The organism is Magnetospirillum aberrantis SpK, from assembly GCF_011022235.1.
GTDB classification, from domain to species: Bacteria; Pseudomonadota; Alphaproteobacteria; order Rhodospirillales; family Magnetospirillaceae; genus Magnetospirillum; species Magnetospirillum aberrantis.
Map to the genome: position 1 here is coordinate 43,941 of NZ_JAAIYP010000026.1, position 12,967 is coordinate 56,907.

Below are 12,967 nucleotides of genomic sequence, written 5' to 3' on the forward strand. Positions count from 1 at the left end.
ATGGCCGAAATCATCCACCCCGGAAAACCGCTTGCCGTCAACCCGCTGAAGGTCAGCCAGCCGGTGGGAGCCTCTCTGGCCTTTCTCGGGCTGGCCGCCACCATGCCTTTGGAGCACGGAGCCCGTGGCTGCGCCAGTTTCAACAAACTGTTCTTCATGCGCCATTTCCGCGAGCCCATCGCGCTCCAGACCACCGCCATGGATCAGGTGACCACGGTGATCGGCGCCGACGACAACGTGGTCGAGGCCCTGGCCACCATCTGCGCCAAGGATACCCCCGCCGTCATCGGCCTGATCACCACCGGCCTGTCGGAAACCCAGGGAGCCGACATTCCCCGCACCATCAAGGCGTTCCGCGCGGCCTATCCGCAATACGCCGCCATAACGGTGGTGCCGGTCAACGCCACCGACACCCAAGGGTGCCTGGAAACCGGTTTCGCCCTGGCGATGGAAGCCATCATCGCCACCATGGTTCCCGCGCAACCGGCCAAGATCCGCCGTCCGCGCCAGATCAACGTGCTGGCTTCGTCCATGCTGACGCCGGGTGACGTCGAGCATCTCAAGGACTGGATCGAAGCGTTCGGGTTGACGGCCATCGTCCTGCCCGACCTCGCCGATTCCCTGGATGGCCACCTGATCGACGAGGGCTATTCGACACTGACCTATGGCGGCACCCGCGCCGCCGACATCGCGGCCTTGGGCGAATCGGCGGCGACCTTGGTCGTCGGCCGCTCGCTGGGCCGTGCCGCCGACCTGTTGCGGACCCGCACCGGCGTACCGGACCATCGCTTCCCCGGCCTGATGGGGTTGGACGAATGCGACGCCTTCACCCACGTCCTGGCACGGCTGTCGGGGCGCCCGGTGCCCGAACGGCTGGAGCGCAAGCGTTCGCAACTGCTCGACGCCATGGTGGATTGTCATTTCACCCTGGGCGGCACCCGCGTCGCCATCGCCGCCGACCCCGACCTTTTGGCCGGCATGGTGCGGTTCTGCGCCGACATGGGCATGGAAGTGGTGGGCGCGGTGGGCGCGGCCAAGGCACCGGCGCTGGCCGGGTTGTCGGTGGACCGGGTGGTGGTCGGCGACCTCGAGGATCTGGAGGTCATGGCCAAGGGCGCCAAGGCGGAACTGATCGTCACCAACTCGCACGGCACCGATATCGCCGCCCGGCTGGGCGTGCCGCTGTTGCGCGCCGGTTTCCCGTTGTACGACATCTATGGCGGCCCGGCGCAGTGCTGGGTGGGGTATGACGGCAGCCGCCACACCCTGTTTCAGTTGGCCAATCTGCTGACCACCTTCCACCAGGAAATCTCTCCCTACCGCCCGGCCTATTGGCAGGGCACGCCCCGCGACCAGGAGAACGGAGCCACCCCATGCTGAGAGTGGCCTTCGCCTCGACCGACCGCGTTCATGTGGACCTGCATTTCGGCGGTGCCGAAAGTCTGGTGATCTTCGACGTGGCGCCCGGCCAAGCCGATCTGGTGGGCGTGGCTGAGTTCGTCAAGGCCGAACAGGTCGGCACCGACGGCCGCGCCGGACTGGCCGGCACCACCCAGGACAAGGTCATCCCCAAGCTGGATTTCGTCCAGGGCTGCGCCGCCGTCTACGCGGCCTCGATCGGCGCCAATTCCATCAAGCGGCTGATGGCGCTGGGGGTCCAACCGATCATCGTCGATGCGGGACACGACATCTTGGACCTGTTGAACGAAGTCAGCCTGGCGCTGGTCTATGGCGGCCTGCCCTGGGTCGAGCGAGCCAAGGCGGCGGGGACCACCGCGTCCCCCATCGATGGCGACACCCGCCGGCTGGTCGCCTCGGAGGATGAGTTGGCATGAAACTCTGCATCTCCAACCTGGCCCTGCCCGCCTTCGACCACCAATATCTGTTTCCCCAGGTCAAGGGCATGGGCGTCGATGGCATCGAAATCGTCCCGTCCCACACCTGGGCCGACCCCGACGCGGTCTGCGCCGCCGAGATCAACGCGTTCCGCCGCACTGCCGAGGCCTCGGACCTGCGGGTGGTGGGGCTGCACGGACTGGACGGGACGGCCATGTTCGCCGACCGCGACAGCCAGGAGCGTCTGATCGACACCGTGGTCGCCCGCTCGGCCTTATGTCGGGACCTGGGTGGCCGCACCTTGATCCTGGGAGCGCGCTGGCGTCACGACCTGTCCGACCGCGCGGCGTGGCTGGCTGGCCGCGACTTCCTGGAACGTCTGCTGCCACGCATCGAACCCCATGGCACCGTACTGTGTCTGGCCCCCGGCCAGGGCGATTTCTGCGTCACCGCCAAGGAATGCTATCTGCTGGTCAACGCCGTGGACCACCCGGCCCTGGGACTGCATCTGTCGGCGGCCGCGCTGACCGCCAGCGGCGAGATGGGGCACGCCACCTTCGCCGCCGTCCGTGGCCGTCTTGACCATTTCCATGCCGACGAACCAAACCTGGAGACCGCCGGCGGCTCGGGCCGGGTGGACCACGTGGACATGCGCCGCCACCTCGCCGCCATCAGTTATTTCGATTGGGTGTCGGTGGTACAGCGTCAGGTTCCCGGCCTGTCCATGGAAGCGTTATGCATGGGAACCCGCTACGTCGCCCAAACCTATCTTCCCGCTGATACCCGCTAAAGGAGCGCGTCGCATGATCGATGCCACCCACCCCGCCTTTGCCGCCCAGGTCACGAACTGACATGTTCCAGCCCGCCCAAGCTCCTTGGATCAATCCCGGCGTGGTCATCCACGACGCCGGCGCGCCCGTGGACGAACTGATCGCCAAATTCGCCAATTCCGCGGCACGCCGTGGATTCTTGGTCGCCGCCTGTGCCCAACGTGGGGAAACCATGGTGGATCTGGTCAGCGGCGAGCCCCTGGCGGGCACGCCGCTTGAAGTGGCGGCCCGCACCTTGCGTGTCGCCATGCGCGACGACGCCGATCTGGCGGTGATCGGCGGGTTCGATGGATTCCGTCATGCCGCCGTCGAACTGACCGCGTCCATCGGACAAGGGGCGACCCAGGGCATGCCGGTGCTGACCACCATTCCCGATGGCCGGGTGCTGGAATGGCACGATTTCATCGGCCACGGCGGCACCATGATCGCGCCGACCACCCGCGCGCTGTGGCGGTGGTGGGGGCCGGAACGGCTGTACCGCGACCTTGCCTTGGGGGTCGCCGCCGACGAAGTGCGGCAGATCGCCGTGGGACCGCGCTGGCTGATGGTGCAAGGACCGGCCGGCGCCGGTCTGGCCTATCTGCCGCGCAATTCGCGCGAGTTGGTGGGACGCATCGCCGAACTCAAGCGTAAAAGTCTGCGCCAACTGGCGGAACTGTCGGGATCGTGGGACCCGCTGGAGATGGCGGTCGGCATCGCCGCCATCAACGCCCATTACAACCGCTTCGACCTGGAAGGGGAAATGGGCAATGGCGCCAGCGCCTTCGGCCACGAAGCCGGCCGGGTCGTGGTGATCGGCGCCTTTCCCGGCCTGTCGGAAACCCTGTCCAACCCCCAGGTGATCGAGGCCGACCCCCGCCCCGGCGAGTATCCCACGGTAGCCATGGACAGCCTGTTGCCCGGCTGCGCGGCTGCGGTGGTCGCGTCCTCCACCCTGATCAACCGCAACCTGCCGCGCATCCTGCGGCTGGCCCAGGGATCGCGTATCGCCCTGGTCGGGCCGGCGACACCGCTGACCCACCGCCTGTTTCATTATGGCTGCGAGATTCTGGGCGGTTTGGTGGTGCGCGACGCCCGTGGCCTGGGCGAAGCCATCCGCGCCGGCGCGTTGCCGCGCGAATTCGGCCGTTTCGGCCACTATCTGCACCTCAAACGAGAGGATGCCCCGGCCGAGAGCGGTTGCCGGTTCCGAGCACGGCCATGACGACGTCGACCAACGGGAGCACGCCATGAACGTCCATTCCCGCCCTTGCGGCCGCACCGAGGCCGCCCCCGCCGAATCGCTGTCGGTGCTGTCTCCGGTACAGGCGCCGTGGCTGCGTCCCGGCGTGGTGGTGCACGAGGCCCGTACCCCGGTGGACGGCCTGTTGGCGGAATTCGCCCTGCGTTTGCGGGATCGCGGCTTCAACGTTACCGGCTACGTTCAGCGCAACAACGCCGCCGGGGCCGAAATGGGACTTGGCTGTGCCGCCCGCATCGAATTCTTCGACGTCGCCAGCGGCCAAGTGTTGGCCGCCACCCGCGCCGAGGCGGAATTCCATCTGCGCAAGGCCATGCGCGAGGATGCCGATCTGTTGGTCATCAGCCGCTTCCAAGCCTTTCACTCGGCGTCGGCCAATGTCAACGCCGCCATCGCCGCCGGCCCCGCCCAGGGCATGCCGGTGCTGACCTCGATCGCCGGGCGCTGCGTCCAGAAGCTGGGCCTGGATGGCGCCATGATCGCCCCCGATCCGGCGGCCCTGTGGCGGTGGTGGGGACCGGAGCGGCTGTACCAGGATCTTGCCCTGGGCGTGGCCGAAGACGAGGTGCGGACCGTCGCCGTGGGCGGCCGCTGGATCATGGTGGACGGCCCCCATGGTTCGGGCGTGGCCTATCTGCCGCGTTCGGCGCGGGATCTGCTGCCGCGTCTGGAAGTGCTGCGCCGCCACAGCCTGCGCAAGCTGGCCGGTCTGGTGCGATCCTGGGACCCGGCCGAGATGGCGCTGGGAATCGCCGCCATCAACGCTCATTACAACCGCCGCGACCGCGACCTGTCGGCGGGCAACGGCGCCCGTGCCCTGTCCGGTGCCGCCGGACGCGTGGTGGTGATCGGCGCCTTTCCCGGACTGGCCGACATTCTGCCCAATTCCGCGGTGATCGAAACCGACCCGCGCCCCGGCGAGTTCCCGCCGGTGGCCATGGACACCTTGTTGCCCGGTTGCGGCGGCGCGGTGGTCAATTCCTCGGCCCTGATCAACCGCTCGCTGCCGCGCATCCTGCGGCTGGCTCAAGGTGCGCCGATGGCGTTGATCGGTCCCTCGACGCCGTTGACCGAGCGCTTGCACGATTACGGAATCGGCATCCTGGGGGGATTGGTGGTGGACAACCCCGTCGGACTGGCGGCGACCATCCGCGCCGGTGGCGGCCCGCGCGAATTCACCCGTTTCGGTCGCTATGTCCATCTGCGCCGACGAAAGTGATTTCGTTCGCCGCCGTACAATGAACGGATATGTTCTTTTTATAAATCAACGTACTAGCGTTGACATGAGAATATAGATCAGTAACACTGACTTTGTTGACGGGATGTTTTCGCCACCCCGTCGGATGACGGCCTGAGCCGGACCAGACACCGCCCCATGCGCGCGTTTCCATCACGCGTCGTGTCGGGTGCGCACAGTCCCGGACGGCCGCGCATGCTTGATCCCGCCCCCCACCTTAAAGCCGCCTTCGCCACCGACAGCCGCAACTGGGTGGATGCCGACCTCGCATGGTCCCGGCATCTGATGGTCTACGACGTCACCCTTGGCGGCAGCGACCTGCTCCACGCTCGCGATTACCGCACGGGCGACGCGGCCGATCAGTTGGCGGCCAAACTGCGGGTGTTGGGCGGCTGTGGCGTCCTGTTCAGCACCGGCCTGTCCGACCAGACCGCCCTGACCTTGTCCCAGGCGGGAATTTTCCCGGTGGTGCTGGAACAGCGCCGGCCCATTTCCGCGGTGCTGTCCCGTCTGCAAACCCTGATGCGCCGCGACCCGCCTTTGTGGATGTGCCGCGTGCTGCGCTACGGAGCCCCCCTCCATGACCCACTTTGACGGCTCTCCCCCGGTGATCGACCATGACCGCCAAGCCCCCGCCGTTTCCGGCGACATCCTGGTGCTGCATGGCGTGACGGTGCGGCGTGGCGACAATTGGGTGCTGAAAGGCATCGACCTTCGCATTCCCGCCGGCCGCATCACCGCCGTGGTCGGACGTTCCGGCGTCGGCAAGAGCACCTTGGTAGCGACGCTGAACGGCCTGTTGCTCCCCGACCGGGGCAGCATCCAGGCACCGGACCTGGGCGACCTGGCCGATTCCGCCGTATTGCGCAACCACCGCCGCCGCACGGCCACCATCTTCCAAGATCACGCCCTGATCGACCGTCTTAGCGCCATCGACAACGTGTTGCTGGGACTGGCCGACCAGCGTCATCCGCTGTCGCCGCTGCCATGGTCCGAGGCACTGCGCCGCCGCGCCGCCGAGGCTCTGGACGAAGTGGGCCTGTTGCATCGCGCCACCGCCCGCACCGCGAGCCTGAGCGGTGGCGAGCGGCAGCGGGTCGGCGTCGCCCGTGCCCTGGTGCGGCGCCCCCGCCTGTTGTTGGGGGACGAACCCTTCGCCTCGGTGGATCCCTCATTGGTCCGCCAGATGAGCGCCGATTTCCGCACCCTGACCCAACGCCACGGTCTGAGCGTGGTGCTGGTGCTGCACCAATTGGAAACCGCCCGTTTCTTGGCCGACCGCATCGTCGGCCTGGTCGATGGGTGCGTCGCCTTCGATGGCCCGGCCACGGCATTCGACGCCGAAACCGAGGCAACCATCTTTCCCTTTGTTCCCAATAACGAGGACTGACCCCATGCGTCCGCTGCTGAAAAATCTCTGTCTGGCCGCCACCTTGTGCGTCGCCGGCGCCCTGTCCCCCCAGGCCGCCGAGAAGCCCGAAAAGCTGGTGGTCGGCCTGTTGCCGGGCGAATCCGCCCCCACCGTCATGCGGTTGAACGAACCGTTGCGCGCCTATCTGGAAAAGCGCCTGGGACTGCCGGTCGAACTGGTGGTCGGGGCCAATTATGCCGCCACCGGCGAGGCGTTGCGCTTCGGCCGCCTCGACATCGCCTATCTGGGGCCGGTGACCTATATCCTGCAAAGCAAGCATTCCAAACTGGAACCGTTCGCCCGCCCCTCGCACGAGGTGGTCGGCCCAACCTTCCAGGCGGTGGTCATCGTTCCGGCCGACAGCCCGGCCAAAAACTTGGCCGACCTCAAGGGTAAGGACGTGGCCTTCGGCGATCCCGCCTCGACCTCCGGCACCTGGGTTCCGCGCTACATGTTCGCCGACGCCGGCCTGGTATCGGAGCGTGACTACACGCTTCGGGTCCTGGGCGCCCACGACGCGGTGGCACTGGCGGTCGCCAACAAGAAAGCCGACGCCGGCGGCCTGTCCATGCCCATCTACAAGCGCCTGTTGAAGGAAGGCAAGCTTGACCCCAACGCCGTGCGCGTACTGGCCGAATCTCCCGCCATCCCGGAATACATGTGGACCTTCCGCCAGGGGCTTGACCCGGCGTTCAAGGAGGAAATCCGCAAGGCCTTCATCTCGGTCAGCGATCCCGAGGCGCTCAAGGTGTTCCGCGCCGAAGCCTTCATTCCATGCGTCGATTCCGACGTCGATCGCGTGCGCATCTGGGTCAACGCCATCACCAAGGACCGTCCCGACGCCACATCCATCGTCAAGTGACTCCCTGGCGCGGTGGCCATCGCGCCATCGCGCTTAGCCCCCCCACCATCACGACAGATGCCGGCACCATCGGCACCGGAGGCAGGCCTGAGCCTGGAAACCATCCCCCGCGTCCTTTTGCGCGAAAAAACTCCCTGGAAGGATTGCATGCAATGGTTCGCCAGTTCCCCGTTTCCCCGCTCGTGTGCCGTCTGACCGCGACCAGTTCGTTCGCCGTGTTGATGACCCTGGCCCCGCTGGCGCATGCTCAGGTCGCCGCCACCGACGACGAAGCTGCGGCCGTCACCGTTGTCGTGACCTCCAACAAAAACACCGGCTCCGAGGCCGATGGCTACCGGGTCAGCGATTTCGGCCTGGGGCCGCTGGGTGACCGACCGGCACTGGACACCCCCTATGCCGTCCAAACCGTGCCGCAGGACCTGATTCAGAATCAGGGGGTCACGGACAATTGGGAATTGCTGAAATACCTGCCGTCGACCCAGATCGAATATCGCGGCGGCTCCGAGGTTGGACGTCCGCAAAGCCGCGGCTTCGAGGCGGATTTGTTGGGCAACACCCGCATCGACGGCTTCGCCGTGCAGTCGCATATTCCGCAGCCCATCGAGATGACCGACCACATCGACGTGCTGAGCGGCCTGTCTGGCGCCCTGTATGGCCCCATGAACCCGGCCGGCGTATTCAACTATGTACTCAAGCGCCCAACCGAGACCACGCTGAACCGGGTCGGCCTGGCCTATCAGTCGGACGGCAACCTCACCACCCGCGCCGACCTGGGCGGCCGCGCCGGCAAGGACAACATGTTCGGTTATCGCCTGAACGTGGCCCACACCGATGGCGAGACCTTCTCCGACACCAGCAACCTGCGCCGCGAGGTTGCCAGTCTGGCGGTGGACGCCCGCCTGCCGTCCGACACGGTGCTGGAAGCCAGCGCCGGCCGCTACGTCTACGACCGCAACGGCTATCCCGGTTCCTTCTCCGTCGCCACCGGCGCCGGCGCTCAACTGCCCGATGCCGGCAAGCTGGACCAAAAGGGATACAGCTACGACTGGGCTGGCGTACAGACCACCATCGACTATTACACCGCCAAGCTCACCCACCACTTCAACCAGGATTGGAAGATCACCGGCGGCCTGATGCGCCAGAACACCACCCGCGTCATGCGTAGCGTCAGCAACACCTTGTCCACCGACGCCGGCAGCTACCGGGCCCGGGCCAGCGAGGCCTACGCCCATTGGGAACTGACATCGAACCAGCTTTACCTGAACGGCCGAACCGAGCTGGCCGGGATGGAACACGAACTGACCTTCGGCACCAACGGCTACGTCAATCCCGGTTTCGCCGCCAACAACGGCAACAACGCCGCCACCAACACCAGCGCGTGGTGCGACATCGGCAACACGTCGTGTGCGGTCTCGCCGCTGAACTGGAAAACAGACGGCGGCTTCTACCGTACCGGCACCGAAGACCGCTACCAGACCGCCATCATCGGCGACACCGTCACCATCAACGACCAATGGTCGGTGCTGGGGGTGGTCAGCAACGGCTGGATCACCGCGGAAAGCACCACCCCGGCGCAGGCGATCGACGAGGACGACGCCCTGTCCTACACCGGCGCCGTCATGTACAAGCCGCGGCCGGACATGACCGTCTACCTCAACTACGCCTCTAGCGTGCTGCCCGGCGAACGTGCCCCCAGTTCCGGCGCCAACCTGCCGGCCAACGCCGGCCAGCCCATGGACCCTTACGAAGCCACCCAATGGGAAATGGGCTACAAGGTGGAATTGTCGGGGTTGGACGTGAACGTCGCCGCCTTCCACATCAAACGGCCCACCGCCTATGCCGGCACCGACAACGTCTACCGGGTCCAGGGGCAACAGCGCAACCAGGGCCTGGAACTGATGACCAAGGGCAAGCTGGCCGACGACATCACCATCTTCGGCGGCGTCACCTGGTTGGACACCAAGGTATCGGAGACAGACAGCGTCGCCACCGAAGGGAAACAGGCCATCGGCGTTCCCGAATGGCAGGCCAACCTGTTGACTGAATACAAGCTGCCCGAATCCCTGGTGCCCGGCACCACCGCCAGCCTGAACCTGCACTATACCGGCGAGCGCGCCGCCAACGCCTACAACACCGCCTGGGCAGACGGCTACACCACCGTCGACATCGGCCTGCGTTTCAGTGGCGAGGCCGTCGGCCGCAAGCTGACGGCGCGGCTGGGGATCACCAACCTGTTCGACGAACGCTATTGGGCGTCGATCATGCCCAGCAACGTGGCCGGCGATTCCACCACCTCGGGCTCCAGCGCCTTCCTGGGCGAACCACGGACGTTCAAGGCCTCGGTTTCCATGGACTTCTGACGGAGACGCCAACGATGACCCTTCGTCGTTTCACCATGCCGCCCATGCTGTTGTTCTTGTGTCTCGTCCTGGCTCCCGCCCAGGCGCGCGAGGTCACCGACATGGCCGGCCGCACGGTGACGGTGCCAGAGCATGTCCATGGCATCTACGCCATGTCGCATTCCCTGGCCATCGTCACCGCCTTGGCCCCCGACCTGCTGGTGGGTCTGCCGTTTCCGTTCAAGCGCAACCCAGAGGCCGAACGTTACCTGCCCGCCCGCTACGCCAGCCTGCCGCAACTGGACGGCAACCTGGAGCAGCTCAAGGCCCTGGCCCCCGACTTCGCCCTGGGCTGGACCACGCCCGCGTTCGTGCGCGACCGGGTCGGCCAGTTCGACCGCATCGCCCTGCCGACGGTGCTGGTGGACGTGGACCGCCAGGAACAATATCCCGCCACCTTCCGTTTCCTCGGCCGTCTGCTGAAGCGTGAGGAACGGGCCGAGGCGTTGGCCAGTCATCTCGAACGGCTGATGACGGAAACGGCGGCCATGGTGGCCGCCATCCCCCAGGAGCGGCGGCTTCGGGTCTATTACGCCGAAAGCGTCGATGGCCTGACCAGCCAATGCGACAGTTCGGACCGCAGCGACGTCATCTTGCGGGGGGGCGGGATCAACGCCCTGCATTGTTCCAACCCGCTGACCCCGGCCGACAACATGCCGGTCGACCAGGAAACCCTGTTGGCCGCCGATCCTGACGTCATCGTGACCCGCTTTGCCCAGACCGCGCGGGCCATCGTCGCCGACCCTCGCTGGGCACAGGTGAGAGCGGTACGGACGGGCCGGGTGTACGCCGTCCCCGCGCTGCCGTTCAACTGGTTCGACCGGCCGCCGTCGTTCATGCGCGCACTGGGGGCACGTTGGCTGTTTGAACAGCTTTATCCCGACCACGCCACGGGTACCTTGGCCGAGGAAACGCGGCGCTTTTACCAGCAATTCTTCAACCTGCGACTGGACGAGGAGGATCTGGGCCGGATCCTGGCCCGTCCATGAGCCGCACCGCAGAAATATCTCTGCCCCAGACCTGCCGCCGCCGCTTGGCGACGACGATCGCATGGCCGCTGGCCTTGGCCGTGCTGGTAACGGCGGCCATGCTGACCGCGCTTTCCATCGGCCGGTTTCCGGTGTCGTGGGCGGAAATCCTGCATTTCCTGGCGACCGCCGCCGGCCTGTCCACCATGGAACAGACGCGGTTCGACGCCTTGCGCAACATCTTGGTGGACATCCGTTTGCCGCGAGTATTGGCGGCTGCGCTGGTCGGCATGGCGCTGGCCAGTTCGGGCGCCGCGTTCCAGGCGGTGTTCCGCAACCCGCTGGTGTCGCCCGGCCTGTTGGGCGTATTGGCCGGTTCCGCCTTCGGGGCCGCGCTGGCCATGGTGCTGGACGGATCGTGGCTGCTGGTGCAGACGCTGTCCTTCACCATGGGCTTGGCGGCGGTGGCGCTGGGTGTGGGCATCGCCCACATCTTCGGTAGCGCTACCATGGTGGTGCTGGTGCTGGGCGGCATCGTCAGCAGCGCCCTGTTCGCCGCCTTGTTGTCGGTGGTCAAGTACGTGGCCGATCCACTGAACCAGTTGCCGGCCATCGTCTATTGGCTGATGGGGACCCTGGCCCATGCCAGCCTCGACCAACTGGCTTGGACGGCGCCGCCGCTGCTGGTCGCCGTGACGGCCATGTCCGCCTGTGGCCGGGCGTTGGACGCCTTGTCCATGGGCGACGACGAGGCACGTTCGCTGGGAGTGCCGGTCACAGCCCTGCGCTATGGTGTCATCGCGGCGGCCACCCTGGCCTCGGCGCTGACCGTGTCCATCGCCGGCACCATCGGCTGGGTCGGCCTGATCATTCCCCACGTCGCCCGATTGCTGCTGGGGCCGGGCAACCAGTTGTTGCTGCCGGCCAGCGCCTTGCTGGGCGCCGGCTTCCTGATCGGCGCCGACTGCCTGGCCCGCACCGTGGCGGAAGTGGAGATACCCATCGGCATCGTCACCGAGATGGTGGGAATTCCGCTGTTCCTTTTGGTGCTGCACCGCTCGCGCCGGGGGTGGCTGTGATGGCCGACACCTTGGCCGGATGCGGAGTGTGTTACCGCCGTCAGGGCCGGAGCGTGCTGAACGGCGTCGACCTGAAGCTGTGTCAAGGCGATCTGGTGTCGCTGTTGGGAGCCAACGGCGCCGGCAAGACCACCTTGTTGCGCCTGTTATTGGGGTTCGAGGCGCCCCATGGCGGCGAAGTCCGCCTGAACGGTGCCGCCATGGCCGGACAGAACCGGCGCCGGATCGCCCGCGCCGTCGCTTACGTGCCCCAGGCCCATGCCGCCCCCTTTCCCTATCGGGTGGACGAGGTGGTGGCGTTGGGCCGCCTGCCGCGAAGCGGTCTGTTCGGCCCGCCGTCGCAGCACGACCGCGCATTGGTGGCCGCGACGCTGGAACGGCTGGGCATCGCCCATCTGGCCACGCGCCCTTACACCGCCCTGTCCGGCGGCGAACGTCAACTGGCCCTGATCGCCCGAGCCCTGGCCCAGGAAGCACGACTGTTGATCATGGACGAACCGCTGAGCGGATTGGATTACGGCAACCAGATCCGTCTGCTCGACCAATTGGGGCGGCTGGCCGCCGATGGTTTCGGCATTCTGATGACCACCCACCATCCAGACCATGCGGCCAATTGTTCGACCCGTGTCGCCGTGCTGATCGACGGCCGGATCGAGCGTGACGGCCCACCCGCCGAAGTGGTCACCATCGACACCATCCACCGCCTGTACGGTGTCCGTGTGCCGCAGGACCGCCTTCGCTTCCGTCTTGCCCCCTGATCAGCGCCGGTAGGTCAGCACCCGCTCGCCCCGGGCGGCGAAATGCTCGCAGACCTCGCGCGCCAGTTCCGGCGACAGCGGCACGCCGAAGCGGCCGGCCTTCGTCACCAGTTCCTCGCCGCTGATCGTCTGAAGTGACCCCAGCCCGGCATTGGCCAGGGCGGTCACCCGCTGGCGCAGGCCGGCATCGGTGACACGGGCCAGCCAGCCGTCGCGCACCATGCCGGGGCGGTAGTCGCCGTCGCAAACCGGACGGCCGCCGTCCAGCGTGGCAATCGCCATGGCCATGGCGATATCGGCCAGGATCAGATGGAAGCGTTGGTTGTCGGTCAGGGCGTTCATGTCGG

The 12,967-nt window shown here is 66.8% G+C and carries 13 protein-coding genes; 12 read left to right on the plus strand and 1 reads right to left on the minus strand.

The genetic code is table 11. The features are described from left to right. The 12 genes from nifN (at position 1) to G4223_RS04070 (ending at position 12,620) form a co-directional block, all read left to right on the plus strand. Positions 1 to 1,380, plus strand: coding sequence for a nitrogenase iron-molybdenum cofactor biosynthesis protein NifN (nifN, locus tag G4223_RS04015; RefSeq protein ID WP_163675343.1), 1,380 nt, complete (start codon positions 1 to 3; stop codon positions 1,378 to 1,380). Beyond that, the gene (locus G4223_RS04020; protein ID WP_163675346.1) at positions 1,374 to 1,835 is read left to right on the plus strand and encodes a NifB/NifX family molybdenum-iron cluster-binding protein; all 462 of its coding nucleotides are present in this window, start codon (positions 1,374 to 1,376) and stop codon (positions 1,833 to 1,835) included. The genes nifN and G4223_RS04020 overlap by 7 nt, the downstream gene beginning before the upstream one ends. Beyond that, positions 1,832 to 2,626, plus strand: coding sequence for a sugar phosphate isomerase/epimerase family protein (locus G4223_RS04025; protein WP_163675349.1), 795 nt, complete (start codon positions 1,832 to 1,834; stop codon positions 2,624 to 2,626). Before G4223_RS04020 ends, G4223_RS04025 begins: the two co-directional genes overlap by 4 nt. A 62-nt stretch (positions 2,627 to 2,688) precedes the next feature. After that, positions 2,689 to 3,870: a Rossmann-like domain-containing protein gene (locus G4223_RS04030; RefSeq protein ID WP_163675352.1), complete on the plus strand. Its 1,182-nt coding sequence runs from the start codon at positions 2,689 to 2,691 to the stop codon at positions 3,868 to 3,870. A 25-nt stretch (positions 3,871 to 3,895) separates the two neighbouring features. Beyond that, positions 3,896 to 5,125: a Rossmann-like domain-containing protein gene (locus G4223_RS04035; RefSeq protein ID WP_205762368.1), complete on the plus strand. Its 1,230-nt coding sequence runs from the start codon at positions 3,896 to 3,898 to the stop codon at positions 5,123 to 5,125. 213 nt (positions 5,126 to 5,338) lie between these two features. Then, positions 5,339 to 5,737 carry a NifB/NifX family molybdenum-iron cluster-binding protein gene (locus G4223_RS04040; protein ID WP_163675356.1) on the plus strand — a complete coding sequence of 133 codons (399 nt, stop codon included), beginning with the start codon at positions 5,339 to 5,341 and terminating at the stop codon, positions 5,735 to 5,737. After that, positions 5,724 to 6,533, plus strand: a complete 810-nt coding sequence (locus G4223_RS04045) for a phosphonate ABC transporter ATP-binding protein (protein WP_241003937.1) — start codon at positions 5,724 to 5,726, stop codon at positions 6,531 to 6,533. Before G4223_RS04040 ends, G4223_RS04045 begins: the two co-directional genes overlap by 14 nt. Positions 6,534 to 6,537: 4 nt before the next feature. After that, complete coding sequence (gene phnD / locus G4223_RS04050) at positions 6,538 to 7,416, plus strand: phosphate/phosphite/phosphonate ABC transporter substrate-binding protein (RefSeq protein ID WP_163675359.1); 879 nt, start codon at positions 6,538 to 6,540, stop codon at positions 7,414 to 7,416. Between the two features lie 152 nt (positions 7,417 to 7,568). After that, on the plus strand, positions 7,569 to 9,776 hold the full coding sequence (locus G4223_RS04055) for a TonB-dependent receptor (protein ID WP_163675362.1): 2,208 nt from the start codon (positions 7,569 to 7,571) through the stop codon (positions 9,774 to 9,776). A 14-nt stretch (positions 9,777 to 9,790) separates the two neighbouring features. Continuing rightward, positions 9,791 to 10,804, plus strand: coding sequence for an ABC transporter substrate-binding protein (locus G4223_RS04060; RefSeq protein ID WP_163675366.1), 1,014 nt, complete (start codon positions 9,791 to 9,793; stop codon positions 10,802 to 10,804). Continuing rightward, positions 10,801 to 11,862 carry a FecCD family ABC transporter permease gene (locus tag G4223_RS04065; protein WP_163675369.1) on the plus strand — a complete coding sequence of 354 codons (1,062 nt, stop codon included), beginning with the start codon at positions 10,801 to 10,803 and terminating at the stop codon, positions 11,860 to 11,862. The genes G4223_RS04060 and G4223_RS04065 overlap by 4 nt, the downstream gene beginning before the upstream one ends. After that, positions 11,862 to 12,620, plus strand: coding sequence for an ABC transporter ATP-binding protein (locus G4223_RS04070; RefSeq protein ID WP_163675373.1), 759 nt, complete (start codon positions 11,862 to 11,864; stop codon positions 12,618 to 12,620). The genes G4223_RS04065 and G4223_RS04070 overlap by 1 nt, the downstream gene beginning before the upstream one ends. Here G4223_RS04070 and G4223_RS04075 read toward each other — a convergent pair whose 3' ends face one another. After that, positions 12,621 to 12,962 carry a hypothetical protein gene (locus tag G4223_RS04075; protein WP_163675376.1) on the minus strand — a complete coding sequence of 114 codons (342 nt, stop codon included), beginning with the start codon at positions 12,960 to 12,962 and terminating at the stop codon, positions 12,621 to 12,623. It lies immediately after the preceding gene. Positions 12,963 to 12,967 lie beyond the last annotated feature (5 nt).